Annotated in this window: 26 protein-coding genes and 1 riboswitch; of the genes, 18 read left to right on the top strand and 8 right to left on the bottom strand. The window is 67.5% G+C overall.

Features of this window, described 5'->3' with window-relative positions; genetic code table 11:
- Nucleotides 1–85: 85 nt before the first annotated feature.
- The 5 genes from AC6LJ2_RS18645 to AC6LJ2_RS18625 are packed head-to-tail and all read right to left on the bottom strand — an operon-like array spanning nt 86 to nt 5,445.
- Entirely contained in the window at nt 86–1,564 is a 1,479-nt protein-coding gene (locus AC6LJ2_RS18645; protein WP_498151921.1) for an efflux transporter outer membrane subunit, read from the bottom strand.
- Between the two features lie 8 nt (nt 1,565–1,572).
- Entirely contained in the window at nt 1,573–2,718 is a 1,146-nt protein-coding gene (locus tag AC6LJ2_RS18640) for an ABC transporter permease (protein ID WP_263913225.1), read from the bottom strand.
- Nucleotides 2,715–3,677 (bottom strand): ABC transporter ATP-binding protein, encoded by a 963-nt coding sequence (locus AC6LJ2_RS18635; protein WP_498151920.1) that lies wholly within the window; start codon nt 3,675–3,677, stop codon nt 2,715–2,717. The genes AC6LJ2_RS18640 and AC6LJ2_RS18635 overlap by 4 nt, the downstream gene beginning before the upstream one ends.
- Nucleotides 3,674–4,642: an HlyD family secretion protein gene (locus AC6LJ2_RS18630; protein WP_498151919.1), complete on the bottom strand. Its 969-nt coding sequence runs from the start codon at nt 4,640–4,642 to the stop codon at nt 3,674–3,676. Before AC6LJ2_RS18630 ends, AC6LJ2_RS18635 begins: the two co-directional genes overlap by 4 nt.
- A 2-nt stretch (nt 4,643–4,644) precedes the next feature.
- Nucleotides 4,645–5,445, bottom strand: a complete 801-nt coding sequence (locus AC6LJ2_RS18625) for a TetR/AcrR family transcriptional regulator (RefSeq protein ID WP_498151918.1) — start codon at nt 5,443–5,445, stop codon at nt 4,645–4,647.
- 172 nt (nt 5,446–5,617) lie between these two features.
- Between AC6LJ2_RS18625 and curA the strand changes: the two genes are divergently transcribed.
- The 3 genes from curA to AC6LJ2_RS18610 all read left to right on the top strand — a co-directional run bounded on the left by curA (nt 5,618) and on the right by AC6LJ2_RS18610 (nt 8,129).
- Nucleotides 5,618–6,655, top strand: a complete 1,038-nt coding sequence (gene curA, locus AC6LJ2_RS18620) for an NADPH-dependent curcumin/dihydrocurcumin reductase (protein ID WP_263913229.1) — start codon at nt 5,618–5,620, stop codon at nt 6,653–6,655.
- A gap of 9 nt (nt 6,656–6,664) precedes the next feature.
- A complete protein-coding gene (locus AC6LJ2_RS18615; RefSeq protein WP_263913230.1) occupies nt 6,665–7,345 on the top strand; it encodes a type 1 glutamine amidotransferase domain-containing protein in 681 nt (226 codons plus the stop codon).
- A gap of 160 nt (nt 7,346–7,505) precedes the next feature.
- Entirely contained in the window at nt 7,506–8,129 is a 624-nt protein-coding gene (locus AC6LJ2_RS18610; RefSeq protein WP_498151917.1) for an HD-GYP domain-containing protein, read from the top strand.
- 114 nt (nt 8,130–8,243) lie between these two features.
- On the opposite strand, the gene AC6LJ2_RS18605 is transcribed toward AC6LJ2_RS18610, so the two are convergent.
- Together AC6LJ2_RS18605 and AC6LJ2_RS18600 are read right to left on the bottom strand one after the other, a co-directional pair.
- Nucleotides 8,244–9,842, bottom strand: coding sequence for a glycerol-3-phosphate dehydrogenase/oxidase (locus AC6LJ2_RS18605; protein ID WP_263913232.1), 1,599 nt, complete (start codon nt 9,840–9,842; stop codon nt 8,244–8,246).
- A 64-nt stretch (nt 9,843–9,906) separates the two neighbouring features.
- Nucleotides 9,907–10,716 carry a DeoR/GlpR family DNA-binding transcription regulator gene (locus AC6LJ2_RS18600; protein WP_081821558.1) on the bottom strand — a complete coding sequence of 270 codons (810 nt, stop codon included), beginning with the start codon at nt 10,714–10,716 and terminating at the stop codon, nt 9,907–9,909.
- A gap of 186 nt (nt 10,717–10,902) precedes the next feature.
- Here AC6LJ2_RS18600 and AC6LJ2_RS18595 point away from each other — a divergent pair, with 186 nt between their 5' ends.
- From AC6LJ2_RS18595 to AC6LJ2_RS18535, 13 genes are all read left to right on the top strand, one after another.
- The gene (locus AC6LJ2_RS18595) at nt 10,903–11,988 is read left to right on the top strand and encodes an ABC transporter ATP-binding protein (RefSeq protein WP_498151916.1); all 1,086 of its coding nucleotides are present in this window, start codon (nt 10,903–10,905) and stop codon (nt 11,986–11,988) included.
- Nucleotides 11,988–13,076: an ABC transporter ATP-binding protein gene (locus AC6LJ2_RS18590; protein WP_498151915.1), complete on the top strand. Its 1,089-nt coding sequence runs from the start codon at nt 11,988–11,990 to the stop codon at nt 13,074–13,076. The genes AC6LJ2_RS18595 and AC6LJ2_RS18590 overlap by 1 nt, the downstream gene beginning before the upstream one ends.
- Nucleotides 13,073–13,963: a carbohydrate ABC transporter permease gene (locus AC6LJ2_RS18585; RefSeq protein ID WP_498151914.1), complete on the top strand. Its 891-nt coding sequence runs from the start codon at nt 13,073–13,075 to the stop codon at nt 13,961–13,963. Before AC6LJ2_RS18590 ends, AC6LJ2_RS18585 begins: the two co-directional genes overlap by 4 nt.
- Complete coding sequence (locus AC6LJ2_RS18580) at nt 13,956–14,768, top strand: carbohydrate ABC transporter permease (protein ID WP_263913235.1); 813 nt, start codon at nt 13,956–13,958, stop codon at nt 14,766–14,768. Before AC6LJ2_RS18585 ends, AC6LJ2_RS18580 begins: the two co-directional genes overlap by 8 nt.
- Before the next feature lie 14 nt (nt 14,769–14,782).
- Entirely contained in the window at nt 14,783–15,091 is a 309-nt protein-coding gene (locus AC6LJ2_RS18575; protein WP_498151913.1) for a DUF2160 domain-containing protein, read from the top strand.
- Nucleotides 15,092–15,205: 114 nt separating this feature from the next.
- Nucleotides 15,206–16,936, top strand: a complete 1,731-nt coding sequence (locus AC6LJ2_RS18570; protein ID WP_498151912.1) for an ABC transporter substrate-binding protein — start codon at nt 15,206–15,208, stop codon at nt 16,934–16,936.
- Between the two features lie 161 nt (nt 16,937–17,097).
- Nucleotides 17,098–17,418 carry a DUF4148 domain-containing protein gene (locus tag AC6LJ2_RS18565; RefSeq protein WP_498151911.1) on the top strand — a complete coding sequence of 107 codons (321 nt, stop codon included), beginning with the start codon at nt 17,098–17,100 and terminating at the stop codon, nt 17,416–17,418.
- Between the two features lie 190 nt (nt 17,419–17,608).
- A riboswitch (Fluoride riboswitch) is annotated at nt 17,609–17,677 on the top strand.
- Between the two features lie 126 nt (nt 17,678–17,803).
- Nucleotides 17,804–19,039 (top strand): voltage-gated chloride channel family protein, encoded by a 1,236-nt coding sequence (locus AC6LJ2_RS18560; RefSeq protein WP_498151910.1) that lies wholly within the window; start codon nt 17,804–17,806, stop codon nt 19,037–19,039.
- 78 nt (nt 19,040–19,117) lie between these two features.
- Nucleotides 19,118–20,386: a hypothetical protein gene (locus AC6LJ2_RS18555; RefSeq protein WP_263913239.1), complete on the top strand. Its 1,269-nt coding sequence runs from the start codon at nt 19,118–19,120 to the stop codon at nt 20,384–20,386.
- Between the two features lie 82 nt (nt 20,387–20,468).
- On the top strand, nt 20,469–21,170 hold the full coding sequence (locus AC6LJ2_RS18550) for a hypothetical protein (RefSeq protein ID WP_498151909.1): 702 nt from the start codon (nt 20,469–20,471) through the stop codon (nt 21,168–21,170).
- Nucleotides 21,171–21,218: 48 nt separating this feature from the next.
- Nucleotides 21,219–21,845: a class I SAM-dependent DNA methyltransferase gene (locus tag AC6LJ2_RS18545; RefSeq protein WP_498151908.1), complete on the top strand. Its 627-nt coding sequence runs from the start codon at nt 21,219–21,221 to the stop codon at nt 21,843–21,845.
- A gap of 10 nt (nt 21,846–21,855) precedes the next feature.
- The gene (locus AC6LJ2_RS18540) at nt 21,856–22,281 is read left to right on the top strand and encodes a helix-turn-helix transcriptional regulator (protein WP_498151907.1); all 426 of its coding nucleotides are present in this window, start codon (nt 21,856–21,858) and stop codon (nt 22,279–22,281) included.
- A 70-nt stretch (nt 22,282–22,351) separates the two neighbouring features.
- Complete coding sequence (locus AC6LJ2_RS18535) at nt 22,352–23,323, top strand: alpha/beta hydrolase family protein (RefSeq protein WP_498151906.1); 972 nt, start codon at nt 22,352–22,354, stop codon at nt 23,321–23,323.
- 13 nt (nt 23,324–23,336) lie between these two features.
- On the opposite strand, the gene AC6LJ2_RS18530 is transcribed toward AC6LJ2_RS18535, so the two are convergent.
- Nucleotides 23,337–23,804 (bottom strand): hypothetical protein, encoded by a 468-nt coding sequence (locus AC6LJ2_RS18530; RefSeq protein WP_498151905.1) that lies wholly within the window; start codon nt 23,802–23,804, stop codon nt 23,337–23,339.
- 90 nt (nt 23,805–23,894) lie between these two features.
- On the opposite strand from AC6LJ2_RS18530, the gene AC6LJ2_RS18525 reads away from it, so the two are divergent.
- Together AC6LJ2_RS18525 and AC6LJ2_RS18520 are read left to right on the top strand one after the other, a co-directional pair.
- A complete protein-coding gene (locus AC6LJ2_RS18525) occupies nt 23,895–24,530 on the top strand; it encodes a DUF2971 domain-containing protein (protein WP_498151904.1) in 636 nt (211 codons plus the stop codon).
- On the top strand, nt 24,527–25,921 hold the full coding sequence (locus AC6LJ2_RS18520) for a hypothetical protein (protein WP_498151903.1): 1,395 nt from the start codon (nt 24,527–24,529) through the stop codon (nt 25,919–25,921). Before AC6LJ2_RS18525 ends, AC6LJ2_RS18520 begins: the two co-directional genes overlap by 4 nt.
- Nucleotides 25,922–25,935 lie beyond the last annotated feature (14 nt).

Below are 25,935 nucleotides of genomic sequence, written 5' to 3'. Positions count from 1 at the left end.
ATTCCTAAACGTCGCACAACACCACTTTCTTACCCGAATTCTCGGACATGAGCCCGCAAGGCCTGATTTGGCGCGGGTTTGCGGGCTATGGCGAGGATTTTGCGGCGGCCTGGGCGGGCGGTGTTTCGTTCCACCAGCCGCCGCCCAGCGCTTGCAGCAAGGCGGCGGTGTCGGCGTAGCGTGCGGCATCGGCGGCGCTGCGCGACAGCCGGGTCTGCAGCAACTGGCGCTGGCTGTCGAGCAGGCTCAGGTGGCTGATGCCGCCGGCCTGGTAACGGCCCTGGGCGATGCGGTCGGCGTCTGCCGCGCGGCGCCAGGCGGCGTCGTAGGCGCCGAAGGCCTGGGCATCGGTCTGCACGGCGCGCAGCGCGTCGGCGACCTGGCGGAACCCGTCCAGCACGGTCTGGCGGTAGGCGGCCTGGGCGGCGTCGTAGGCGGCTTGCGCCGAACGCGTGCGGGCGCGCAGTTCACCGCCACGAAACAGCGGTTGCACCACGCCCAGCCCCAGGTTCCAGACGTTGACGCCATCGGTGATATCGCCGGCCCGCGTGCGTTGCGACCCGAAGCTGGCGGTCAGGGTGAACCGGGGATACTGGTTGGCCGTGGCCACGCCGACCTCCGCCGCGGCCTGGTGCAGCAAGGCCTCGGCGGCCAGGATGTCGGGGCGCTGGCGGGTCAGCGCCGACGGCACGCCGGCCGGAATCTCGGCAGGCAGGGTCAGGTCGGCCAGGCGCAGCGGCGGCGCCTGCCCGTCGGCGGGCAACTGGCCCAGGTAGGTGGCCAGCTGGTGGGTGGCCTGGGCCAATTGGTATTGCAGCGGCGGCAGGGTGGCCTGGGTCTGGGCCAGCAGCAATTCCTGGTTGCGCAGGTCGGCTTCGGCGATGCCGCCGGCCGCCAGGCGCTGGCGCATGATGTCCTGCTGGCGTTGCTGGGCGGCCAGCAGGTCGCGCGTGATGGCGATGCGTTCGGTCAGGTCGGCCTGGCGGATGGCGGTGGTGACGACGTTGGCCGCCAGCGTCATGCGGGCCGCCTGCCATTCGTGCGATTGGTAGTCCACCTGGGCGGCCAGGCCTTCCAGCGCGCGGCGGTTGCCGCCGAAGACGTCCAGCGTGTAGGACACGTCGATGGACGCGTTGTACAGCGTGAACGGGGCGGGCTGTTCGGTCACGGGCACGCCATAGGCGGACGGATCGACCTTCTGCCGGGTCGCGGACAGGTTGGCGTCCACGGCGGGCAGCAGGCGGCCGCCGGTCTCGGCGTTCAGGTCTTCGCTGGCCTGGCGCAGGCGGGCGCGGGCCTGGTCCAGTGTGGGGCTGGCGTCCAGCGCCTGGCGCACCAGCGCGTCCAGGGCGGGGGATTGAAACAGCTGCCACCACTGCCCGGGAATGTCGGCGGCGGTGAGGCGCGGCTGCGCGGCGGCCTCTTGCGGCGCGGCATAGGCCGAGACGGCAGGCGCGGCGGGCCGGCTGAAATCGGGGCCGACGGCGCAGCCGGGCAGCAGGGCGCAGGCGGCCAGCGCCGCGGCGCGGCGGGCGAGGGGCAGGCGAGGGCGGGGGCAGGACATGGCGGCCTTCAATCCAGGGTGCGGCGGTAGAACTTCACGGCGGCCGTCATGACGATGGCGGTGAACAGCAGCATGGGCCAGATGGTGGGCCACAGGTCCCACCAGCCGTTGCCCTTGAGCAGGATGCCGCGGATCAGCCGGTTGAAGTGGGTCAGCGGCAGCAGATTGCCCAGGTACTGGGCCCATTGGGGCATGCCCAGGAACGGGAACATGAAGCCGGACAGCAGCATGTTGGGCAGGAAATAGAACATCGTCAGCTGCATGGCCTGCAACTGGTTCTGCGCCAGCGACGACAGCGTGATGCCCACGGTCAGGTTGGCGGCCACGAAGATCAGCGCGCCCAGGTACACCGTCAACAGGCTGCCCAGGAACGGCACGTGGAAGATGAAATACGCGGCCAGCAGGATGATGGTGGCCTGGATCAGGCCGATGGCGATGTACGGCACGATCTTGCCGGTCATGACTTCAAGCGGCCGCACCGGCATGGCCAGCAGGTTTTCCATGGTGCCGCGTTCTCGCTCGCGCGTCATGGCCAGGCCGGTCATCATCACCAATGTCATGGTCAGGATCACGCCCATCAGGCCGGGCACGGTGTTGTATTGCGAGATCTGCTCTTCGTTGTAGAGCTGGTGCACGCGCACGTCGAACGGCGGCTGGCCGCCCGCCAGGTGCGCCAGCGGGCCGGTCAGGTCCTTCTGCGCCACGGCCAGCGCCAGCTGGTTGGCCGAGCCGATGGCCAGTCCCGTCGCCATGGGATCGGTGGCGTCGGCTTCGATCAGCAGCGCCGGGCGCTCGCCGCGCAGCAGCTTGCGGGTGAAGTCGGGCGGAATGGTCACCACGAACAGCACGCGGCCCTGCGCCAGCGCTCTGCTGCCGGCTTCTTCGTTGGGCAGTTCGTCCACGATGTGGAAGTAGTCCGACGACTTCATCGCGGCCACGAAGCTGCGGGTGAACGGGCTGTGATCCGCCACGATGACGGCGGTGGGCAGCTGCTTGGGGTTGGTATTGATGGCGTAGCCGAACAGCGCCAGCTGCATGATGGGGATGCCCACGATCATGCCGAAGGTGATGCGGTCGCGCCGCAGTTGCAGGAATTCCTTGAGCACCATGCTCCACCAGCGCGACCACGAAAAGCCCTCCAGGTGGCGTCTCATGCCGGGCTCGCGAAGTTGTCGGAAGAACGGTTCATCAGGTAGATGAAGACGTCTTCCAGGCTGGTGTCGATGCGCTCCAGCCGCAGGTCCTGGCCGGCCACGGCGTCGTTCAGCGTGCGTTCCAGCTGCGCCGCGTCGCGCCCGCTGATGTGCAGCGCCGACCCGAAGGCCACCGTCTGGTCCACGCCCGGCGCGCCGCGCAACTGCTGCGCCAGCGGCACCAGGTTGTGGCCGTGGATGGCCCAGGTGGTCAGGTGCTGCTCGGCAATGACCTCGTCGGCCGTGCCCTGGGTCAGCAGCTTGCCGTAGGAAATGTAGGCCAGCTTGTGGCAGCGTTCGGCTTCGTCCATGTAGTGGGTGCTGACCAGCACCGAGATGCCGCGCGCGGCCAGCTCGTGCAGCTGTTCCCAGAAGTCGCGCCGCGCGGTCGGGTCCACGCCCGCGGTGGGTTCGTCCAGCAGCAACAGGCGCGGCTGGTGCAGCAGGCAGGCGGCCAGCGCCAGCCGCTGTTTCCAGCCGCCCGACAGCGACCCCGTCAGTTGCCCGGCGCGGCTTTGCAGCCCCAGGTCTTGCAGCGCGCGGTCGACGGTCTCGCGGCGCTGGGGCATGCCGTACATGCGGGCCACGAAATCCAGGTTCTCGCGGATGGTCAGGTCGTCCCAGTACGAGAACTTCTGGGTCATGTAGCCGACCTGGCGCTTGATCTGCGCGCTGTCCTTGATGATGTCGTAGCCCAGGCAGGTGCCGCTGCCCGAATCCGGCGTCAACAGGCCGCACATCAGGCGGATGCTGGTGGTCTTGCCGCTGCCGTTGGGGCCCAGGAAACCGAAGATCTCGCCTTCGCGCACTTGCAGCGACACATCGTTGACCACGTGCTTGTCGCCGAAATGCTTGTTCAGGCCCTGCACGTCGATGACGTAGCCGCCCGGCGCCGTGGGCGATGCCGTGGGGCCGTTCATTGCAGCGCCGCCTCGACCGGCTGGCCGGGATGCAGCCGCGCGGCGGCGTCGGGCGCCGGACGCGCCTCGATCATGTAGACCAGCTTGCCACGGGTTTCGCGGCTGTAGATCACCGGCGGCGTGTATTCGGCCTGCGGCGAGATGTAGTCGATGCGCACCGGCACGGGGTCGCCGCAGCCATCGCAGCGCACGGTGGCGGCCTGGCCGGGTTTCAGCGCGCCGGCCACGGCCTCGGGCACGAAAAAGCGCACCTTGATATTGCCCGGCGGCAACAGGCTGACGACCGGGCTGCCGGCCGGCACCCATTCGCCCACGCGGTACAGCGTGTCGAACACGAGCGCGGCGGTCGGCGCGGCCTGGCGCTTCTGGGCCAGTGTCCAGTCGGCCTGGGCCAGCGCGGCGCGGGCGGCCTCGACCTGGGCGGCCTGCGCACGCCGCTGATCCTGGCGGCCGGGCAGGTTGGCCACGTCCAGCTGGGCGCGCAGTTCGCGCACCCGCGCCGCATCCGACTGCGCCTGCGCGCGGCTGTCGTCCAGTTGCGCGCGGGCCACGCCGCCGATGCGGAACTGGGCGCTGTCGCGCGCCAACTGCGTGGCCGACCGGCGGCTGGCGGCTTCGGCCTGGGCCAATTGGGCGCGGGTGACGTCAACCTCGGCGGGGCGCTTGCCGGTGGCAATGTCTTCTTGCTGCGCAGTGGCCGCCGCCAGTTGCGCGTCGGCCTGGTCGCGGGCGGCGGATTCTCGGGTGGCTTCCAGCGCGAACAGCGGCGCGGCGGCGGCCACCTGCTGGCCGCGCTGCACCGACAGGCTGTCCAGCCGGCCCGCTTCGGACGAGGCGATGTACAGGTATTCGCCTTCGACATAGCCCTGGTAGGACGCGTCGCTGCCCTTGCCGCAGGCGGCCAGCAGCAACAGGCAAAGGGCGGCGGCGGGGCGTGCAAGGCGCAAGGCAGAGTCGGTGCGCATGGTCAGCGTCCTGGGGTGGGCGAGGGGGGAAGCAGGGTGTCGGCCATGGCGTCGGGCGGCGCCAGGTCGGGGCAATCGGCGGCAGCGTCGCCATGGGCCAGGCCGGCCGTCAGCGGGGCCGCTGGGGTGAACAGCCCACCCGTCAGCATGGCCACGGCGTGGGCCGCGATGGCGTCGTGGCCGATGGCCTGGGCGGTCGGGTCTTCCTGCCAGATGCGGCGCCACAGGCTGGACGTGGCCAGCGGCAGCAGGGTCAGGCCCAGGATCGACAGGAACACCAGGCGCGGTTCGACCCCGGGCGTGATGGCGCCGGCGCGCTGGCTGTCGGCGATCATGCCGGCAAAGACCTGCAAGCGCTGCGACGGCAGGTGGCGCAGCACCCGTTCGCGCAGCTGGCCGCCTTCGTTGACCACCTCGTGCATCCACAACGCCGGCAGCCAGGGCCGGTCAGCGGCGCAGCGCACCAGGCGCGAGACGATTTCGGTGATGGCGGCGCGCGCGGTGTCGGCCGGGCCGACCACGCGGCGGGCCGTCTGCGGCACGGGGCTCCAGACGAAGCTGATCACTGGCACCACGCGTTCCAGCACGACGGCATCCAGCAACTGGTCGCGGCTCTTGAAGTAGTAATGCAGCATGGCCGAGGTGACCCCGGCGCGCTCGGCGATGTGGGCGATGCGGGTGGCGGCCACCCCCTGCGCGGCGAACAGATCGGTGGCAATGTCCAGCAGCTGGTCGCGGACGGCGGCGTTGTCGGGGCGGGGCGGGCGGCCCGGACGGCGGGCGGGGGCAGGCGAATTCGGCATGCCGCAAATTCTAATTAAATATTTAATTAATTAAAAGGGGGGCGAGGGGCAGGGTTGCCGGACAAGCCGCCGGGCATCGATGGTGTAATGCCCTGAAGGCCTGCCGGCGCTGTTCGTTTTCCCGCGTTTCCCAGGGCAGGCCATGATCCGGAACAGAAGGAGTCTGCACGCCATGCCGCAATCGTCCTCCCTCAACCGCCGCATCGTCCTGGCCGCCCGTCCGCAGGGCGAGCCCGCCGACAGCGATTTCCGCCTGGAAACCGACGCGGTGCCCCAACCCGGCCCCGGCCAGCTGCTGCTGCGCACGGTCTACCTGTCGCTTGACCCTTACATGCGCGGCCGCATGAGCGATGCGCCCTCCTACGCCGAACCCGTGAAAGTCGGCCAGCCCATGGTGGGCGGCACCGTATCGCGGGTCGTGGCGTCGAACCATCCCGATTACCCGGTGGGCGAATGGGTGCTGGGCCAATCCGGCTGGCAGGACTACGCCGTGTCCGATGGCGCCGGCCTGCTCAAGCTGGGCCAGTCGCCCGACCACCCGTCCTATTCGCTGGGCGTGCTGGGCATGCCGGGCTTTACCGGCTACATGGGCTTGCTCGACATCGGCCAGCCCAAGGCCGGCGAAACCGTGGTGGTGGCCGCGGCCAGCGGCGCGGTGGGCGCGGTGGTGGGCCAACTGGCCAAGATCCACGGCTGCCGGGCCGTCGGCATTGCCGGCGGCCCCGACAAATGCCGCTACGTCGTGGACACGCTGGGCTTTGACGCCTGCATCGACCACAAGGCGCCCGACATGGCCGAGCAACTGGCGCGCGCTGTGCCGCAGGGCATCGACGTGTATTTCGAGAACGTCGGCGGTGCGGTGTTCGACGCCGTGCTGCCGCTGCTGAACCCGCGCGCGCGCGTGCCGGTCTGCGGCCTGATCTCGGCCTACAACGCCACGAGCCTGCCCGACGGCCCCGACCGCCTGCCGCTGCTGATGCGCACCATCCTCACCAAGCGCATCAAGGTGCAGGGCTTCATCATCTTCAACGAATACGCGCATCGCTACGGCGAATTCCGCGAGGCCATGCAGGGGCTGCTGAAAGACGGCCGCATCCAGTACCGAGAAGACGTGGTCGACGGCCTGGAAAACGCGCCGCGCGGCCTGATGGGCCTGCTCAAGGGCGAAAACGCGGGCAAGCGCATCGTGCGCGTCGGCCCCGATGCATAGGAGCGCAACATGAATATCCTGATCGTGCTGACTTCCCACGACACGCTGGGCAACACGGGCCGCAAGACCGGCTTCTGGCTCGAAGAGTTCGCGGCGCCGTACTACGCCTTCCTGGATGCGGGCGCGACGCTGACGCTGGCCTCGCCCAAGGGCGGCCAGCCACCGCTGGACCCCAAGAGCGACGACCCCGACGCCCAGACCGACGACACCCGCCGCTTTCGCCAGGACCCGGCCGCGCAGCAGCGCCTGGCCGCCACGCGCCGCCTGGCCGAGGTGCAGGCGGCCGACTACGACGCCGTGTTCTATCCCGGCGGTCACGGGCCGCTGTGGGACCTGGCCGAAGACCCCAAGTCGGTCTCGCTGATCGAGACCATGCTGGCCGCCGGCAAGCCCGTGGCCGCCGTGTGCCACGCGCCTGGCGTGCTGCGCCACGCTAAGACCGCCGATGGCAAGCCGCTGGTGCAGGGCCGCCAGGTCACGGGCTTTTCCAATGCGGAAGAGGCCGCCGTGCAACTGACCGACGTGGTGCCCTTCCTGGTCGAAGACCAGCTGGCCGCGCTGGGCGGCTTGTACACCAAGGGGCCGGACTGGCAGCCGTATGTCGTGTCCGACGGTCTCTTGATCACGGGGCAGAATCCGGCGTCGTCAGTGGGCGTGGCGCAAGCGTTGCTGGACCGGCTGAAGGCGTGATGCGCGGGCGTTGGCGCGCTGGCCGCAGGCGTGCCGGCGCCTTGCCGATGTCCGCATCGTTGTACGGTTCGATTCGCCGCGCGGGGCGCGCGCTTGTGTCAGAATTGATACTTTCAGACACAAGCGAACGGTTCCGTTGCAACCGCGCGCCCCATGCCTAATGCCTCCAGACTTGCCCCCGCAGGACGCGTCCGCGCCTGCTGCCTGTTCCCCAGGTTCTTGCGAAGCCGCGCTGTTCGCCGCGATGCAGGCGCGCGATCCTGCCACCGGCCGCCATTGCCACCGCGTCGTCGCCCTGAGCGTGGCCCTGGCCCGCGCCTGCGGCCTGCCTGACGACGAACAGAAAGCAGTTGCCGTGGCCGCGCGCTTGCACGACGTGGGCAAGATCGGCACGCCGGACCGCGTGCTGTTCTCGCCCAAGCGGCTGGAAAAAGACGATTGGGACATCATGAAGTCGCACGCCGCGACGGGCGCCGACATCATCATGCATAGCGACATACCGCAACGCGAACTCATCGCGCTGGCGGTGCGCCATCATCACGAACATTTCGATGGCTCCGGCTACCCCGAGGGGCTGGCCGGGCACGACATTCCGCTGCATTCGCGCATCATTTCGCTGGCCGATTCCTACGACGCGCTGGGCGACGCCCGGCCGTATCACCCGGCGCGCACGCACGCCGAGATCATGCGCATTCTCAACGTGGAAGCGGGGTCCAAATGCGACCCCGATCTGTTGCGCGTCTTCGAAACGATGATCCAGCACAGCCCGCTGCGCGTGCCGTGAAAGCAGGCGCACGCACTGCGCTTGCGGCGGGTGCGTGAACGCAGGGGCACCGCGAGCGGCCATCGCCACGCGGTATGACCCTGCAGCCATCGACGCGGCGCTGGCCGCGCGAGATCACTTCAGCTTGTAATGCGCCGCCACGCCGGCCAGCTCCTGCAGCGTGCGCTGCTGCCAGGCGGCGTCGTGGCCCAGTTCCTCGGCCAGGATGCGCGCGACTTCCGGCGCGGCCATCAGGGCGGCGTCGGCGTCCAGGAACAGCGCGCGGTTGCGGCGCGCCAGCACATCTTCGGCGCTGCGCGCCAACTCGAAGCGCGCCGCGAAGCGCACGTGCGCTTCGGACAGGCCGCTGCTTTTCACCAGCATGCGGTCCGCGCCGGGCAGGGCCTTGAGCGCGGGCAGGTCGCTGCCGTAGTAGCTGTCCGGCGTGCCGGCATGTTCCTGCGACGGCGCCAGGCCGCCCGAGCCATGCAGCGCCAGCGACTCGGTGCGGCAGCTGGCCTGCGTCAGCAACTGGTGCTGGATGGCGGTATCCACCACGTCCTGCGCCATGCGGCGGTAGGTGGTCCATTTGCCGCCCGTGACCGTCACCAGCCCGGCCTGCGACACCAGGATGGTGTGCTCGCGCGACAGCGACTTGGTGGAGGCATCCCCCGTGGCCTTGACCAGCGGCCGCAGGCCCGCCCAGACGCTGGTGACGTCGTCGCGCGTGGGCTTGCGGCTGAGGTAGCGCGCGGCCGTCTGCAGGATGAAGTCCACGTCCTGCGCGCCGGCTTCCGGGTCCAGCGGCAGGTCGTTGCGCGGTGAATCGGTGGTGCCCACGATGGTGTGGCCGTTCCACGGCACCACGAACAGCACGCGGCCGTCGTCGGTCTTGGGAATGAGGATGGCGCGCTTGCCCGGCAGGAAATCCTGCGGCAGCGTCAGGTGCACGCCCTGGCTGGGCGCCACCATGGTCGGCGCGTTCTTGTCTTCCATGCGGCGCACGCTGTCGACCCACACGCCGGTCGCGTTGATCACGCAGCGCGCGCGCAGCGTGAAAGTGGCCCCGCCCAGCGCGTCCTGCGCGGTCACACCGTCGACCTTGCCGCCGGTGGTGGTCAGGCCCGTGGCGCGCACGTAGTTCACCGCCGTGCCGCCCAGGTCGAACAGCGTGCGCATCAGGCTGAGCGCCAGGCGCGCATCGTCGAACTGGCCGTCGTAATACAGCACGCCGCCTTTCAGGCCGCGGCCGTTGACGCTTTCGGCCAGGGTCGGCGCATTGGCCAGCGTGTCGCGGCGCGACAGCCAGCGGCTGGGCGACAGGTTCAGCTTGCCGGCCAGCATGTCGTACATCTTCAGGCCGATTCCGTAGAAGGGCTGGTCCAGCAGGTTGTAGGCCGGCACCACGAAGCCCAGCGGCCACACCAGGTGCGGCGCATTGCGGTTGAGCAGGCCGCGTTCGTGCAGGGCCTCGCGCACGAGGCTGATGTTGCCCTGTGCCAGGTAGCGCACGCCGCCGTGGACCAGCTTGGTGGCCTTGCTGGACGTGCCCTTGGCAAAGTCGGCGGCTTCGATCAGCAGCGTGCGGTAGCCGCGGCTGGCGGCATCCACGGCGGTGCCCAGGCCGGTGGCGCCGCCGCCGATGACGATCACGTCCCAGGCGGGCGTGTTGTCCAGTTGCGCCAGCAGGCGGTTGCGATCGGGCGGGGTGACGGAGGCGGACGTTTGGTTCATATGCAAGGTGGCGGCTGGGCCGCGAGGTAATCAGTGCGGTGTTTCGTAGGAGCAGGGCGCCGGGTCAGGCGGCCTTGGCGGCGTTCGGTGCGGCGGCCACTTCACAGCGCACGCCGGAATCCAGCAGCACCTGGGCCAGCGGTTCCTGCGGATGCGCGTCGGTGAAAAAGCGGTCGATCTGCGAGATGTGCGCCAGTTCCACCATGGCCTGGCGCTTGAATTTGCTGCTGTCGGCGGCCAGCCAGACCTCGCGCGATTGCTCGATGATCGTGCGGGCCACGCGCACTTCGCGAAAGTCGTAGTCGCGCAGCGTGCCGTCGGCTTCGATGCCGGAAATGCCGATCAGGCCGATGTCGACCTTGAACTGGCGAATGAAATCCATGGTGGCTTCGCCGACGATGCCGCGGTCGCGCGAACGCACGACGCCGCCGGCCACGATGACCTCGCAGTCGGGGTTGTCAGACAGGATGTCCGCCACGTGCAGGTTGTTGGTAATGACGCGCAGGCCGCGGTGGCGCAGCAGGGCGCGCGCGATGGCCTCGGTGGTGGTGCCGATGTTCAAAATCAGCGAACAGCCGTCGGGCACGGCGCGGGCCACGGCCTCGGCGATGCGCTGCTTGCCGGCGGCGTGCAGCCCCTGGCGCTTGCGGTAGGCGATGTTCTCGATGGTCGACGCTTCGATGCGCACGCCGCCATGAAAGCGCGACAGCAGGCCGGCTTCGGATAGGATGTTGACGTCGCGCCGCACGGTCTGCAGCGTGACGTCAAAGCGTTTGGCAAGCTCTTCGATCGTGGCCGAGCCTTGGGCTCGCACCATTTCGATCAAGGCGCTTTGTCTGGGATTCAGTGTCATGTTCGCATCATAAAACAACAAAAGCGAAAAATAATGACGCACTGCAAGATTGTTTTTTGTTCGCTTCTTCGGTAAAACGCACAAAAAACGAAAGCGATCTGAAAGAAAAACCTGAAACGACGCGTTCTTGCGCGCCGCAAGGGCCGCTGTACCCCAGTATCGATGCCCGATTGAATAATCGGGGACGTATAAGAGGCAGGAGACCAGATGCAGCTGACCCTGGACAGGATAGGTTTGCGAGCCGGCTCGCAGACGCACCTGTATCCGATGACCCTGGCCCCGGTGCCAGGCGCCATGACCGTCCTGCTGGGGGCCACCCTGGCGGGCAAGACATCGCTGATGCGCATCATGGCCGGGCTGGATCGGCCCACCGAAGGCCACGTGCTGGCCGACGGCCGCGACGTGACCGGCGTGCCGGTGCGCCAGCGCAATGTCGCCATGGTCTACCAGCAATTCATCAACTATCCGTCCATGACGGTGTTCGACAACATCGCGTCGCCGCTCAAGCTGCGCGGTGAAGCCGGCATTGCCGACAAGGTCGGCGCCATGGCGGCGCGGCTGCACATCGACCACCTGCTGGCGCGCTACCCGTCGGAACTGTCCGGCGGCCAGCAGCAGCGGGTGGCCCTGGCCCGCGCCCTGGCCAAGGACGCGCCCCTGATCCTGCTGGACGAACCCCTGGTCAACCTGGACTACAAGCTGCGCGAAGAACTGCGCGACGAGCTGTCGGCATTGTTCGCGCAGGGCCGTTCCACCGTGGTCTACGCCACCACCGAACCGGGCGAAGCCCTGTTGCTGGGCGGCCACACCGCCGTGCTTGATGCCGGCGAACTGCTGCAATACGGCCCCACGGCCGAGGTCTTTCACCGCCCCAACTCCATTCGAGTGGCGCGCGCGTTCAGCGACCCGCCCATGATCCTGTTCGCCGCGCGGCGCAACGAAATCGGCTTTGCGTTGCAGGGCGGCATCACGGTGGCGCGGCATCTGCCGCCCAGCACCGGCAGCGACCTGACCGCCGGACTGCGCGCCGGCGCGCTGGACGTGACCCCGCGCCCCGGCCACATCGGCCTGGACGGCGTGGTCAAGCTGGCCGAGATCTCCGGGTCCGACACCTTCGTGCATGCCCGCACGGCGGCCGGCGACGTGGTGGCGCAGCTGCCCGGCGTGCATCGCTACACGCTGGACCAGCCGCTGACGCTGTATTTCGACCCGGCGCAGACCTACGCCTTTGGCGCCGACGGCGCCTTGCTGGCCGCGCCCGCGCGCCGCGCCGCAACCGGGGGGGGCGCCTGATGGCACAGATCGAGCTGGACCTCTCTCATTCCTACGTCGCCCATCCCCAGGCCGACGAGGACTACGCGCTGCTGCCGCTGAAGTTCACTTTCCGCGACGGCGGCGCCTATGCCTTGCTGGGCCCGTCGGGCTGCGGCAAGACCACCTTGCTGAACTGCGTGTCGGGCCTGCTGCGCCCGTCCCATGGCCGTATTTTGTTCGACGGCCAGGACGTCACCGGCAAGACGCCGCAGGCGCGCAACATCGCCCAGGTGTTCCAGTTTCCGGTGGTGTACGACACCATGACGGTCGCCGAGAACCTGGCCTTTCCGCTGCGCAACCGCGGCGTGCCGCCCGAACGCATCCGCGAACGCGTCGGCCGCATCGCCGAAATGCTGGAGATGTCGCACGTGCTCGATCGCCGCGCCAGCGGCCTGACCGCCGATGCCAAGCAGAAGATCTCGCTGGGCCGCGGCCTGGTGCGCAACGACGTGTCGGCCATTCTGTTCGACGAACCGCTCACCGTCATCGACCCCCAGCTGAAATGGGAACTGCGCAGAAAGCTCAAGGAAATCCACCACGAATTCAAGCTCACGCTGATCTACGTCACGCATGACCAGACCGAGGCGCTGACCTTTGCCGACCAGGTGATGGTGATGGCGCGCGGCCGCGCCGTGCAGGTCGGCAGCGCCGACGACCTGTTCGAACGCCCCGCGCATACCTTCGTGGGCCACTTCATCGGCTCGCCCGGCATGAACTTCCTGCCCGCCCAGTGGCGGGACGGCGCACTGCGGGTAGGGCAGTGCCGTGTCGACGGGCTGTCCGATGCCCTGGCGGCCAAATTGGCCCACGCCGGTCCGGTCAAGCTGGGCGTGCGCCCCGAATACCTGCGCCTGACCGACGCCCAGGCGCCCGGCGCCTTGCCGGTCCGCGTGGACCGCGTGCAGGACGTGGGCACCTACACGCTGCTGGTGGCCGACTTCGAAGGCACGCCGCTGCGGGCCCGCCTGGGCGCCGACCTTCCCGCCATGGCGCCTGGCGCCACCGTGTGGCTGTCGGCCCTGAATCCGCACACGTGCTTTTACCGCGACGAGGAACTGATCCGATGAAACCGATCAATCACCGGGCCTGGTTCCTGGTCCTGCCCGTGGTGCTGTGCGTGGCGTTTTCGGCCATTCTGCCGCTGATGACCATCGTCAATTACTCGGTGCAGGACATCATCTCGCCCGAGCGCCGCGTGTTCGTCGGCACCGAATGGTTCGCCGCCGTGCTGCAGGACGAAGAGCTGCACGGCGCGCTGTTTCGGCAGATCGGCTTTTCGCTCGCTGTGCTGGCCATCGAGATCCCGCTGGGCATCCTGCTGGCGCTGTCGATGCCGGCCAGCAGCTGGCGGGCGTCGGCGGTGCTGGTCATCATCGCGCTATCGCTGCTGATCCCGTGGAACGTGGTGGGCACCATCTGGCAGGTGTTTGGCCGCACCGACATCGGCCTGCTGGGCGCGACGCTGTCGTGGCTGGGCGTGGATTACAACTACACCGGCAACGACGTCGACGCCTGGGTCACCGTGCTGGTGATGGACGTGTGGCACTGGACGCCGCTGGTGGCGCTGCTGTGCTATGCCGGCCTGCGCGCCATCCCCGACGCCTACTACCAGGCCGCCCGCATCGACGGCGCTTCGCGCCTGGCCGTGTTCCGCTTCATCCAGCTGCCCAAGATGCGCGGCGTGCTGATGATCGCGGTGCTGCTGCGCTTCATGGACAGCTTCATGATCTACACCGAGCCCTTCGTCCTGACCGGCGGCGGGCCCGGCAACGCCACGACCTTCCTGTCGCAATACCTGACGCAGAAGGCCGTGGGCCAGTTCGACCTGGGTCCGGCCGCGGCGTTCTCGATCATCTACTTCCTGATCATCCTGCTCTTGTGCTTCATCCTCTACAACTGGATGCAGCGCGCCGGCACCACCGGCGGCTTTGACGAGGAGCGTGCCAATGCGTGATTCATCCACCTGGTGGCGCGGCGCCTTCCTGGCGCTGTACCTGGTGTTCGCCATCCTTCCGCTGTACTGGATGCTGAACATGTCGTTCAAGACCAATACCGAAATCGTCAGCACGCTGACCCTGTGGCCGCGCGATTTCACGCTGGAACACTACCGCACGATCTTCACCGATCCCGCCTGGTATTCCGGCTACATCAATTCGCTGATCTACGTCGTCATCAACACCGTCATCTCGCTGGCCGTGGCGCTGCCGGCCGCCTACGCGTTCTCGCGCTACCGCTTCATCGGCGACAAGCACGTCTTCTTCTGGCTGTTGACCAACCGTATGACGCCGCCGGCCGTGTTCCTCTTGCCGTTCTTCCAGCTGTACAGCTCGTTCGGGCTGATGGACACCCACCTGGCCGTGGCCCTGGCGCACCTGGTGTTCAACGTGCCGCTGGCCGTGTGGATCCTGGAAGGCTTCATGTCCGGCGTGCCGCGCGAAATCGACGAAACCGCGTATGTCGACGGCTACTCGTTCCCGCGCTTTTTCCTGACGATCTTCCTGCCGCTGATCAAGTCCGGCGTCGGCGTGGCGGCGTTCTTCTGCTTCATGTTCAGCTGGGTCGAACTGCTGCTGGCCCGCACGCTGACGTCCGTCAACGCCAAGCCCATCGTCGCCACCATGACCCGAACCGTCTCGGCATCAGGCATGGACTGGGGCGTGCTGGCCGCGGCAGGCGTGCTGACCATCGTGCCCGGTGGCATCGTCATCTGGTTCGTGCGGCACTACATCGCGAAGGGCTTCGCGATGGGCCGCGTCTAGGACAGGGAGCGCACATGTTCAGCTGGATGGTATGGACCACCCCGGTCGCCGTGTTCTTCTCGTGCATCGTCGTGATGCTGGTGGGCATGACGGTCTGGGAACTGAAATCGCCCACGGTCGAGCGCAAGGGCTTTCTGCCCCTGCGCACCACCCGCGGCGACCGCCTGTTCATCGGCTTGATGGCCGCGGCCTGGCTCAACCTGGCGTTCCTGGGTTTCGGCCAGAAGGCGGTGGAATGGTTTTCGCTGGATGAGCCGCCATCGGTGTGGATCAGCTTCGTGCTGTCCATGCTGCTGTTGGCTTTCATCATGAGAAAAGGCTGAAAGGGGCAACAGAACCCCACGCGACATCAGCGGTTTGGAAGGACTATCGGCCAGCGTCTTCCCCGGCCAGCGGTCCGCAGCACGATACGGGAAGACTTATCGAGGAGACAGGTCATGAAATTGCGCATGCACGCCATGGCGGCCGCCATCGCCCTGATCGGTACGTCAGGAGCCTGGGCCGGCGAGCCGGAAGCGAAAAAGTGGGTCGATTCGGAATTCCAGCCGTCGTCCCTGTCCAAAGACCAGCAGATGGCCGAGATGAAGTGGTTCATCGACGCCGCCGCCAAGCTCAAGGCCAAGGGCGTCACCGAAATCAACGTGGTGTCCGAAACCATCACCACGCACGAATACGAGTCCAAGACCCTGGCCAAGGCCTTCACGGAAATCACCGGCATCAAGGTCAACCACGACCTGATCCAGGAAGGCGACGTGGTCGAGAAGCTGCAGACGTCGATGCAGTCCGGCAAATCCATCTACGACGGCTGGATTTCCGATTCCGACCTGATCGGCACCCACTACCGCTACGGCGCCATCCTGCCGCTGTCCGACTACATGGCCGGCGCCGGCAAGGAATGGACCAACCCGGGTCTGGACCTGAAGGACTTCATCGGCACCAAGTTCACCACCGCGCCGGACGGCAAGCTGTACCAGCTGCCCGACCAGCAGTTCGCCAACGTCTACTGGTTCCGCGCCGACTGGTTCGCCCGGCAAGACCTGAAAGACAAGTTCAAGGCCAAATACGGCTACGACCTGGGCGTGCCCACCAACTGGTCCGCCTACGAAGACATCGCCGACTTCTTCTCCAACGACGTCAAGGAAATCGACGGCAAGAAGGTCTATGGCCACATGGACTACGGCAAGAAAGACCCGTCGCTGGGCTGGCGCTTCACCGACGCGTGGCTGTCCATGGCCGGCGCGGCCGACAAGGGCCTGCCCAACGGCCTGCCGGTGGACGAATGGGGCATCCGCGTGGCCGACGACAAGTGCACCCCCGTGGGCGCATCGGTGGCACGCGGCGGCGCCACCAACAGCCCGGCCGCCGTCTACGCGCTGACCAAGTACGTCGACTGGATGAAGAAGTACGCGCCGCAGCAGGCCATGGGCATGACCTTCTCGGAATCCGGCCCGGTGCCCGCGCAAGGCCAGATCGCCCAGCAGATCTTCTGGTACACGGCCTTTACCGCCGACATGACCAAGAAGGGCCTGCCGGTCGTCAACGATGACGGCACTCCCAAGTGGCGCATGGCCCCGTCGCCCTACGGCCCGTACTGGAAGGACGGCATGCAGAACGGCTACCAGGACGTCGGCTCGTGGACCTTCTTCAAGTCCACCAACCCCGACAAGATGGCCGCCGCCTGGCTGTACGCCCAGTTCGTCACGTCCAAGTCGGTCTCGCTCAAGAAGTCCATCACCGGCCTGACCTTCATTCGCGACAGCGACATCCACAGCGACTACTTCACCAAGAACGCGGCCAACTACGGCGGCCTGATCGAGTTCTACCGCAGCCCGGCGCGTGTGGCCTGGACGCCCACCGGCAACAACGTGCCCGACTACCCCAAGCTGGCCCAGCTGTGGTGGAAGAACGTCGCTACCGCCGTCACCGGCGAAAAGACCCCGCAGGCCGCCATGGACAACCTGGCCAATGAAATGGACCAGGTCATGGCGCGGCTGGAACGGGCCGGCATGGCGCAATGCGCGCCCAAGCTCAATGCCAAGAGCGATCCGAGCAAGTGGCTGTCGGATCAGCACGCGCCTTGGAAGAAGCTGGCCAATGAAAAGCCCAAGGGCGAGACGGTGGCTTATGAGAAGCTGCTGGAAGCCTGGAAGGAGGGCAAGGTGCGGTAAACGCATCGACGCCTGAGTTTTTTTCATCCCGCGCCACGGCTGGTCCGTGGCGCTTTTTTCTGGATGTCAAAAACGTAATCTCCCTATCCGCTTTCTGTCTGCATCGCCTTCCTAGAATGAATTCCGTGCAGTACCCAACGTGATTCTTAGGAGTGTGAAGCATGCAGATTCTTCGTAAAACCGCTTTGTTCCTGGCCCTGGCGACGGGCGTGTCGGGCGCCGCGCTGGCGCAGCCGGTGGCATCGGCCGGCGCGCCGGCCACGGCGTTGACCAGTCCGTATGGCCATTCGTTGACCCGCGCCGAAGTGCTGGCCGATCTGGCGCTGTGGAAGCGGGCCGGGGTGGACCGGTTCTGGCGCGGCGAGGCCACGCCGGATATCTACAGCCCGGAATACCAGGCCGCGTTCTCGGAATACGTGCGGCTGCGCACGGGGCCGGATTACCAGGCCGAGGTGCAGCGCCAGAGTGACGCGCGCCGCTAAGCGATAGGGCCTTCGCGACATCAACCACATCTGGCTTACCGGCGTGCCGGAGTCCGGCGACAGGCTGCTGTTCGCTGACCTGGAGCTGGACTTGTTGCGCGTCGGGCCGGTCAGGCGTTGCCGTTGACGCCCAAGGAATTCGGGCGGCTGGCCCTGCTGGTGGGCAGGCCACGCCGCCTTCGGCTATATTCCTGCCAACGGAGATGGTGTTCCTCCTTTAACCACCGCGCCTTGCGCGGTTGATGACGCCTACAGAAGCCTGACCAACGTCGGGGCTGTAGGCGTTCGCATTTTTGGCCTCATTTGGCTGTATTTGCGACTTCATCTGCGGCTTCTGTTCAGCCTTGAACCATTGGTCAGCCCGAGTCCTTTCGAGCCATGACCCATGCCGCGATTTCCCCGTATAGAACCCTTTGAACGCTTGCCCTACGCCGGCAAGTGGTTCGCGATTGCGTCCCTGGTCGGCGCGCTGGCCGGCTGCGCGTCGGCGATCTTCCTGGTTGCCCTGGACCTGGCCACCGGTTGGCGGCAAAGCCACGCCTGGGTGATCTGGCTGCTGCCGGTGGCCGGCTTTGGGGTGGGCTACGTGTATCACCGGCTGGGCAAGTCGGTGGATGCCGGCAACAACCTCATCATCGACGAGATCCACGACCCCAAGCAGGTCGTGCCGCTGCGCATGGTGCCGCTGGTGCTGGGCGGCACGGTCGTGTCGCACCTGTTTGGCGCGTCGGTCGGGCGCGAAGGCACCGCCGTGCAGATGGGCGCCGCGCTGGCGGACCAGCTGACGCGCCTGCTTCGGCTGGAACGCGAAGACCGCCGGGTGCTGTTGATGTCGGGCATCAGCGCCGGTTTTTCGTCGGTGTTCGGCACGCCCCTGGCCGGCGCGGTGTTCGGGCTGGAGGTGCTGGCCATCGGCCGCATGCGCTACGAGGCGCTGTTTCCGTGTCTGGTCGCCAGCATCGTGGCCGACCAGGTCTGCCTGGCCTGGGGCATTCACCACACGGCGTATGCGATCGGCGCGATCGCACCCGTGGGCGTGGCCAGCGTGGCGGCGGTGTTGGCGGCGGGCATCGTGTTTGGCCTGGTCGGCATGTTGTTTGCGGCGGCCGTGCACACCCTGGCGGGCGGGGTCAGGCAGCTTATCGCCTACGCGCCGCTGCGCCCGGTGGCGGGCGGCATCGTTATCGCGACGGCGGTGTGGACGCTGGACGCCTACCGCTACATCGGCCTGGGCATTCCCGACATCGTGCGTTCGTTTCAGGCGCCGATGGCGCCGTGGGACTTCCTGGGCAAGTTCGCCTTTACCGTGGCCTCGCTGGGCACGGGCTTCAAGGGCGGCGAAGTCACGCCGCTGTTCTATATCGGCGCCACGCTGGGCAATGCGCTGGCGCCGCTCTTGCACATGCCGTTCGCGATGATGGCCGGTATCGGCTTCGTGGCGGTGTTTGCCGGCGCGGCCAACACGCCGATCGCGACCACGCTGATGGCCATGGAACTGTTCGGCGCCGACATCGGCCCGCTGGCGGCCACCGGCTGCGTCACGGCGTATCTGTTTTCCGGGCACGCGGGCATCTACCGGGCCCAGCGGGTGGGGCATCGCAAGCATCACCGCCAGGGGTAGGGCGCGGCGCGCGTTGGCCCGGAGATCCCTGCGGTATGCTGTGCGCTTTTCCTGCCTGCCGCCGCGGCCACTTGCTCCATGTTCAAGCGCACGACTGCCTCCACCGCCGCCATGGTCGAAGGCCGCATCGAGCAGATGCGTGTCGCCGTGCCGCTTGTCCGAGGCAACGTCCATATCGTGGTGAATGGGGTGTCGGTGTATGGCGCCTTCGAGAGCGCCGCCGACATCCGCACGTTGCAGGAACTTCAGCAGCAAGGCGTGCCCGTGCGCGTCGGCGTGCTGGATGGCCCGCAGTCGCTGCGGCACTTTTCGTGGCTGTCTGCCGCGAAAGGTCCCGGCATTGCACCGCGCTACTACGTGGATCAACGACGCCGCGCCTGGCGCAGCATCGGCATCGGCGCCGCGCTGGCCGCCGCAATGATCGCGGGCTGCTTCCTGCTGGACCTGGGGTCCTTCGTGCAGGTGCTGCTGCTGGTGGTTGCCTTGACGGTGGCCCTGGTCGCGCTGATCCTGGCAGGCAGCGCCTTGTATGGGCTGTGGCACAACCGCCTGCACCGTCCAGCCATCTTGCAGAGTGAAGCGTGGTACCGCCAGCAGCAGGGCAGGCCGGTCTTGCCTGGCGCCGATGCGTCTGCCGCCGCGTCGGCGTTGCTGGCGGACAAGCAACGGCTTGGCGAGCCGCAGATCAGCGAACAGCTCATCGCCGATGCATCGCCCGAGATCCTGCATGTACACGGCGTGTTGCGGTCCTTGACCCACGAGGCACGCCCCGGGACGCGGCACCGTCCCAGTTTCGGCGTCTATCGGTTCCAGATCGGTCGCCAGCACTATGCACTGCACGTCGGCGAAGACCTGGGCAACGTCCAGCCTTTTCTGGCGGAAGGCGACCGCGTCGAGCTGGCCGCCTACGCCGGCGAGATTCCCGGCGCGGGGCCGCACCGGCTGGTCTACGGCCTGCGCAATCTGGAAGATGGCCGCGTCTACGTCTGCCACCGTCATTTCCGCGGCGCGCATGCGCGGATCGGGCCGGTCGGCGTCGGCCTGAATCAGCGCGTGCCGATGCTGGCGCTGCTGGGCAGTCTGCTGCTGGTCGCCTGGCTGGTGGTCGTGGGCTTTCTCTATTTTGGCGGTTCACCACAAGAGCATGCCGACCTGCCTGAGCTGGCGACATTCCTGTTCGCGATCCTGCTGTTTGTCTGGGCCTGCTTTGCCGTGCCGCTGCTTTTTCTGGACACGCGCTGGCGCCTGGGGCGGCCGACACGTCGCCAGCGCATTCTGGAGCGCATCTACCGCACGCTGGATCTGGGCACGCCGTTCGCGCCCAAGGTGCGCATCGAAGAGGTGTAGTGACCTGTCACGGCCGTGTCAGCACAGGGCCGGCGGCAACGGATATAGTCTGGGCAGTTCCCTTGACAGCATAGGTGCTTGCATGAAAAGCCATTACCCCACGTTCTGCGCCGGCGCCGCGCCGGGCCTGGTACACAAGCTGGGCGGTCTGCCGTGGGGCTTGCCCATCGCGCACTGGCCGATATGCCAGGAGTGCGGCCGGGCCATGAGCTTTCTCGCGCAGGCGCCGGGGCAGGCGGACGACGCCACTGCGCCCGTCTTGCCGATCCCCGCCGGCGAGGTCCTGTTCGCCTTCAAGTGCGAATGGGACAGTGTCTGCAGCTTCTGGGAAAGCGACGGCGGCGCCAATGCCGTCTTCAGCCTGCCGCGTGCCGCGTTGGGCGATGCCCCGACGGCCCCGCCCGAACACGCCGAAGATGGCTTGCCTGAGCTGATCCCGGAATTGGGCATTGCCAGCTGGCGCATCGACGACGACGGCGCCCCGCCCGAACTGGAAGCGGATTTCTACGATTACGGCCGCCATGACGACCTGCCCGACGACATCGCGCATCCCCACGACTGGGCCACCGAGTGGCGCACCAAGTACAACGGCGTGCCGTACTGGACCGCCAACGGCGCGCAGGGCGTGCCGCCTGGACGTCTGCTGTTGCAGATCGACAATTGCGTGCCGATGCAGGACGGCGGTTACCAGGAAGTCGCCAATTTCTGCTCGGACGGCACGGCGTTTGTCTTCATCGACGCGTCGCAGACGCCGCCCGTGTATGCGTTGCTGATCAATCGCTGAGGATCGGGCAGGCGTCGTTGCCCCGTCCCGACTTCCCGGAACCTGACCATGTCCCACCCCGCTGCCGATGACGTGATTGCGCTGTATCAGGACCATGCCGCCGCCTTCGAGAAGCAGCGCCGCACGCATGCCTTGATCGAGCAGGCCTGGCTTGCCGCCTTTCTCGACCTGATGCCGGCGGGCGGTGCGGTGCGGGTGCTCGACCTGGGCTGCGGCGCCGGCACCCCGATCGCGCGGCACCTGATCGAGCAGGGCTGCCAAATCACGGGGGTGGATACGTCACAGCCGCTGCTGGATATCGCCCAGGCGTCGTTTCCCGATCATCGCTGGATTGCGGCCGATATGCGGCAGTTTGCGTGCCCCGACACGTTCCAGGGCGTGATTGCCTGGCACAGCTTTTTCCATCTGGCTCCTGACGATCAGCGGCCGATGTTCGCCCGGTTTCGCCGTTTGGCTGCGCCGGGCGCAGCCTTGATGTTCACCAGCGGCCCCGCGCAGGGGCATGCCATCGGCCAGTTCGAAGGCAGGTCGCTCTACCACGGCAGCCTGGACCCCGCCGAATATCGCCAACTGCTGGCCGATAATGGTTTTGCCGTCGTGCGGCACGTGGCAATCGATCCCACCTGCGGCGGCGCGACGATCTGGCTGGCGCGGCAGGTTGATCGTCACGGATAGGAGCGACCCGATGACGGATGCGCCCTTGTTGGACCCGGTGCTCTTGCGCCGCCTGCTGCGCGCCAAAGACCGCATGGACGCGGCGTCGCACCAGGCGTGGCCCATCCGCCGCCTGGCCGAGGTCAGCGGGGTCTCCGAGGCCTATTTCGCCCGGTCCTTCAAACGAGCGTTTGGTTTGCCCCCGCACCGCTACCTGCTGACGCGCCGCATCGAGCAGGCCACTGCCTTGCTGCGCGACACCGACCTGCCCATCACCGACATCGCGTTCGCCACCGGTTGGGAAAGCCTGGGCACCTTTGGCCGCATTTTCCGCGACGTGACCGGCCGCAGCCCCAGCGACCTGCGCGCCGAGGTCCGGGCCGGCATGGCCGGGCTGCAACACGTGCCTGCCTGCGTCGTATCGGCATGCCGCGCCCCGACCCGCCGCGATCATTAAAATGCCCACTCTGATCGGGCCGTGTTCCACGGCCATTCGGCCTTTGCGCCCATCTCCTTCATCTGCCTGTATGCCTGCCGCCGCCTGTCTTCGTTCCCTTCGCTTCTGCCTGGCCCTGTTGCTGGCATCCGCCGGCCTCGCCCAGGCCGCGGGCTTTCAGCGCCTGAACCTGCCCATGGACATGAACGGGCCGGCCTTGCAGGGCGGCATCTGGTATCCCTGCGCGGCACCGGCAGGCCAGGTCAAGATCGGTCGCGTCGAGATCACCGCGACGCCGGACTGCCCGATCATCGAGGGCGCCAAGCCGCTGATCGTGATGTCGCACGGATCGGCCGGATCATTCCTGGGCCATCACGACACCGCGGCGGCGCTGGCGGACGCGGGCTTCGTGGTGGCGGCCATCAACCATGTGGGCGACAACGCGCTGGACAAGTCGCGCCAGGGGTATCTGTCGATCTTCTCGACCCGCCCGCGCGAGATGCGGCGGCTGATCGACTACCTGACCGGCGCCTGGCCTGGCAAGGCGCAGCTGGATGGCCGGGTGGGGGTCTTCGGGTTCTCGCGGGGCGGCTATACCGGGCTGGTGCTGGCGGGGGCCGTGCCCGATTTCAAGCAGGGGCTGAGTCTCTGCGCGGACGAATCGGGGCTGCCGATGTGCCGCGACATCCGCGACGGCAAGATTGCCGCGCAGCCGTATGTGCGTGATGAACGGATCCGCGCGGCGGTCATCGCCGACCCCCTCAATGCCTTCACGGCGGACACGCTGAAGGCGGTGTCGATCCCGGTGCAGCTATGGGCGTCGGCATTAGGCGGCGATGGCGTCACGCCCGCCAGCGTGGATGCCGTGCGCGCGGGCTTGCCGCAGGCCGAGTTTCATCGGGTCGACGGCGCGGGGCATTTCGCCTTCCTCGCGCCGTGCTCGGCGGGGCAGGCCGACGCCACGCCCGCGATCTGCGCCGATGCGCCCGGGTTCGACCGGGCGGCATGGCATCGTGACTTCAACGCGAAGGTGATCGCGTTCTTTACGTCGGCGCTGCGTTGACGCGCAGTGCGCGCTAGCGCGCCGCGCCCTGGCGGCGGGCCTGCTCGGCCGCCCGTTGCCGGGCCGCGGCGCGCGGGCCGTCGCGCTGGGTGACGTAATTGCGGTAGTGCTGGAAATCTTTGCCGGCCAGCGCCAGGTACAGGCCGGTTGCGACCATGAAGCTGCTGAACACATAGACCTTCAGCCAATAGCTGACGGGCAAGTCGAGCAGCGCGAAACCCAGGTACATATTCATGATGCCAAAGCCGAGCAGCACGGCCATCAATAGCCAGCGGGCCCATTCGCTGCCGCGGTACAGCCAGATCAGCAAGGCCGCGGGCACGATCATCTTTTGCAGCACCGAAAAATCGCCTTGCAGCAAAGGCATGATCTGGTAGCTGGACGAGGCGATGGTGCCGCCCAGCGCGATGAACCAGAAGCGCTGGCTGGTGGGCGCGCGGCGTCGGGGCGCGGGACGGGATTCGCTATGGTTCTGCAACATCGGGTCTCCTTGGCGAAGCGGCCAGTGTACCGTGCGTGAGGCGCACGGCGCGGGTAGACTGGCGCCTGGGTTCATTACCGGAGCGCCACCTTGGCTACCTCGCTGCGCCGATATACCGAGCTTCCCTATCTGATCGATTTCCTCATGTCCGGCGAACTGGCGCTGCTCAATCCGAAGGCGTGGGACGACCGCAACGATTCGTTCTACATCGAGGAATATGCGCGAGCCAAGCGCTTGCAAGGCGTCTACGCCTTGTGCCTGGCCGAGGCGTCCGAGACCTACCACCATTGGCGCGTGTTCTCGCACGGCAGCGGCGGGGTCTGCATCGAGTTCGACAAGGAAAAACTGGTGGCGCAGGTCTCTGGCGTGCCCGATATGCGCGCCGAGGCCGTGCAGTACCGCACCATCAAGTCGCTGCGCGAGCAGCCGCCGGCCGATGCCGATCTGCCGTTTCTGAAGCGCCACGCCTTTCGCGACGAAAAGGAATTCCGCCTGTTCGTATGCCGCAAGACGCGCGACACGCCGGTGCTGCGGGTGCCGGTCGAACTGACGGCCATCAAGCGCGTCACCCTTAGCCCATGGCTGCCGGCCACGGTGTGCGACCAGGTCAAGAAGGTGCTCAAGGCCACCAAGGGCTGCGAGAAGCTGCGCGTGTTCCGGTCCACCCTGGTGGACAACGAAGACTGGAAGAAATTCGCCAGTGCGGGCCGCAAGGAGCCGGCATGACGGACAAGCGGGCGGATGGCGTGATGTCGCCCCTTGAAATCGTGCAGGCCTTCCAGCAACGGGGCTGGAAGAACAACGACCCCATGGGCCAGGTGCTGCGGCTGCGGCAGGAAGACGCCCAGGCCCTGGGCGCGCTGGTGCAGTTGTTCCTGGACCGCGGCCTGGAACACGCCACCTTCATCGACGCTGCCCTGGACCTGATGGACGACGCCACGCATGCCGACGTGCTGCGCCAGGCCTGGCAGCGGTCCCGGCGCTTTGGTACGGGCAGCGGCCTGTCCGAAGTGCTGGACTGCGCGGCCACGCAATGGCCCGAGGTCTTCGCCGACGATTGGGATCACCTGCTCGCGGCTGCGCACCAGGGGCAGGGCGGCCCGCGCTTTGGCGTGGACCAGGCCTGGCGTGCGCTGGATGCCGACACGGCCCGCGCGTGGCTGGCGGATGTCGGCCCGCAGGCCGAAGAAGGGTCATTGGAATACCTGAAGGCCCGCGCCGTGCTGCATTCGCGCCATCCGGATCTGGTGTTGGAAGTCTGGCGGCGCGTGTTCGCGCCGCAGGATGAATCCAACGGCATCTATTGGCTGATGGCGGTGGGCTATGCCGATGACAACGGGCAGGCCCGGGCGCTGCACGGTGAACAGCCGCTGCACATTCGTTTCAGCGCAGCCCAGCGCAAATTGATGGTGGCTTCTCAGCCGGCCTGGCGGCGGGATATCCAGCGCCTGCATCCGACGTGGGGGGCCGTGAACGCTGCGCCGCCCGTCTCGGTTGCGGCGTCAGCTGCCGCGTCAGTTGCCGAAAAGGCGCCACAGGCCGATGCGCCCGCGGTCGCCGCCGTCCGCCTGGGCGGCACCCTGACCGCCACCTGTGGCCTGTGCCACGGCCCGCTGCATCGCCTGCTGGCGCTGCCGCAGCCGGCGTTGGCCGGCATCGATTGCGCGACGCCTTTGGAATTCGCGACCTGCCTGGCGTGCCAAGGCTGGGAGGCGGATGCCGAAGTGCTGTTCTTTCGGCACGACGGCCAGGGCGCGCCGCAGGCGCATCCATCGCAGCGCCGGGACGACCCGCTTGTCCCCGAGTTTCCCACCGGGCCGTTGCTGGAAGCCGACGTGACGCTGTTCCAGGCGCCCAAGCGCTGGGCCTGGCAGGACTGGGGCGATTCCAACGGCCGCCAGAACCTGAGCCGCGTGGGCGGCCCGCCCAGCTGGGTGCAGCAGGGCGAATACCCGCCGTGTCCCGATTGCGACACCCGCATGGCGTTTGCGATGCAGCTGGATTCCGACCTGCCGCAGGAAGATGGCGGCGAATGGTCGTGGGGCAGCGGCGGCTGCAACTACACCTTCTGGTGCGCGCATTGCCGCGTCAGCGGGCATCTCTGGCAGTGCACCTGAGCGGGCGTCGGGCG

The sequence above is a fragment of the Achromobacter sp. 1014246743 genome (assembly GCF_059760725.1).
This window is presented reverse-complemented; position numbering and strand designations above follow the sequence as displayed.

Excerpts from the sequence above, each read along its gene's own strand:
- AC6LJ2_RS18645 (WP_498151921.1), bottom strand. The coding sequence starts at position 1,564 with ATGTCCTGCCCCCGCCCTCGCCTGCCCCTCGCCCGCCGCGCCGCGGCG.
- AC6LJ2_RS18640 (WP_263913225.1), bottom strand. The coding sequence starts at position 2,718 with ATGAGACGCCACCTGGAGGGCTTTTCGTGGTCGCGCTGGTGGAGCATG.
- AC6LJ2_RS18635 (WP_498151920.1), bottom strand. The coding sequence starts at position 3,677 with ATGAACGGCCCCACGGCATCGCCCACGGCGCCGGGCGGCTACGTCATC.
- AC6LJ2_RS18630 (WP_498151919.1), bottom strand. The coding sequence starts at position 4,642 with ATGCGCACCGACTCTGCCTTGCGCCTTGCACGCCCCGCCGCCGCCCTT.
- AC6LJ2_RS18625 (WP_498151918.1), bottom strand. The coding sequence starts at position 5,445 with ATGCCGAATTCGCCTGCCCCCGCCCGCCGTCCGGGCCGCCCGCCCCGC.
- curA (WP_263913229.1), top strand. The coding sequence starts at position 5,618 with ATGCCGCAATCGTCCTCCCTCAACCGCCGCATCGTCCTGGCCGCCCGT.
- AC6LJ2_RS18615 (WP_263913230.1), top strand. The coding sequence starts at position 6,665 with ATGAATATCCTGATCGTGCTGACTTCCCACGACACGCTGGGCAACACG.
- AC6LJ2_RS18610 (WP_498151917.1), top strand. The coding sequence starts at position 7,506 with ATGCCTCCAGACTTGCCCCCGCAGGACGCGTCCGCGCCTGCTGCCTGT.
- AC6LJ2_RS18605 (WP_263913232.1), bottom strand. The coding sequence starts at position 9,842 with ATGAACCAAACGTCCGCCTCCGTCACCCCGCCCGATCGCAACCGCCTG.
- AC6LJ2_RS18595 (WP_498151916.1), top strand. The coding sequence starts at position 10,903 with ATGCAGCTGACCCTGGACAGGATAGGTTTGCGAGCCGGCTCGCAGACG.
- AC6LJ2_RS18590 (WP_498151915.1), top strand. The coding sequence starts at position 11,988 with ATGGCACAGATCGAGCTGGACCTCTCTCATTCCTACGTCGCCCATCCC.
- AC6LJ2_RS18585 (WP_498151914.1), top strand. The coding sequence starts at position 13,073 with ATGAAACCGATCAATCACCGGGCCTGGTTCCTGGTCCTGCCCGTGGTG.
- AC6LJ2_RS18580 (WP_263913235.1), top strand. The coding sequence starts at position 13,956 with ATGCGTGATTCATCCACCTGGTGGCGCGGCGCCTTCCTGGCGCTGTAC.
- AC6LJ2_RS18575 (WP_498151913.1), top strand. The coding sequence starts at position 14,783 with ATGTTCAGCTGGATGGTATGGACCACCCCGGTCGCCGTGTTCTTCTCG.
- AC6LJ2_RS18570 (WP_498151912.1), top strand. The coding sequence starts at position 15,206 with ATGAAATTGCGCATGCACGCCATGGCGGCCGCCATCGCCCTGATCGGT.
- AC6LJ2_RS18565 (WP_498151911.1), top strand. The coding sequence starts at position 17,098 with ATGCAGATTCTTCGTAAAACCGCTTTGTTCCTGGCCCTGGCGACGGGC.
- AC6LJ2_RS18560 (WP_498151910.1), top strand. The coding sequence starts at position 17,804 with ATGCCGCGATTTCCCCGTATAGAACCCTTTGAACGCTTGCCCTACGCC.
- AC6LJ2_RS18555 (WP_263913239.1), top strand. The coding sequence starts at position 19,118 with ATGTTCAAGCGCACGACTGCCTCCACCGCCGCCATGGTCGAAGGCCGC.
- AC6LJ2_RS18550 (WP_498151909.1), top strand. The coding sequence starts at position 20,469 with ATGAAAAGCCATTACCCCACGTTCTGCGCCGGCGCCGCGCCGGGCCTG.
- AC6LJ2_RS18545 (WP_498151908.1), top strand. The coding sequence starts at position 21,219 with ATGTCCCACCCCGCTGCCGATGACGTGATTGCGCTGTATCAGGACCAT.
- AC6LJ2_RS18540 (WP_498151907.1), top strand. The coding sequence starts at position 21,856 with ATGACGGATGCGCCCTTGTTGGACCCGGTGCTCTTGCGCCGCCTGCTG.
- AC6LJ2_RS18535 (WP_498151906.1), top strand. The coding sequence starts at position 22,352 with ATGCCTGCCGCCGCCTGTCTTCGTTCCCTTCGCTTCTGCCTGGCCCTG.
- AC6LJ2_RS18530 (WP_498151905.1), bottom strand. The coding sequence starts at position 23,804 with ATGTTGCAGAACCATAGCGAATCCCGTCCCGCGCCCCGACGCCGCGCG.
- AC6LJ2_RS18520 (WP_498151903.1), top strand. The coding sequence starts at position 24,527 with ATGACGGACAAGCGGGCGGATGGCGTGATGTCGCCCCTTGAAATCGTG.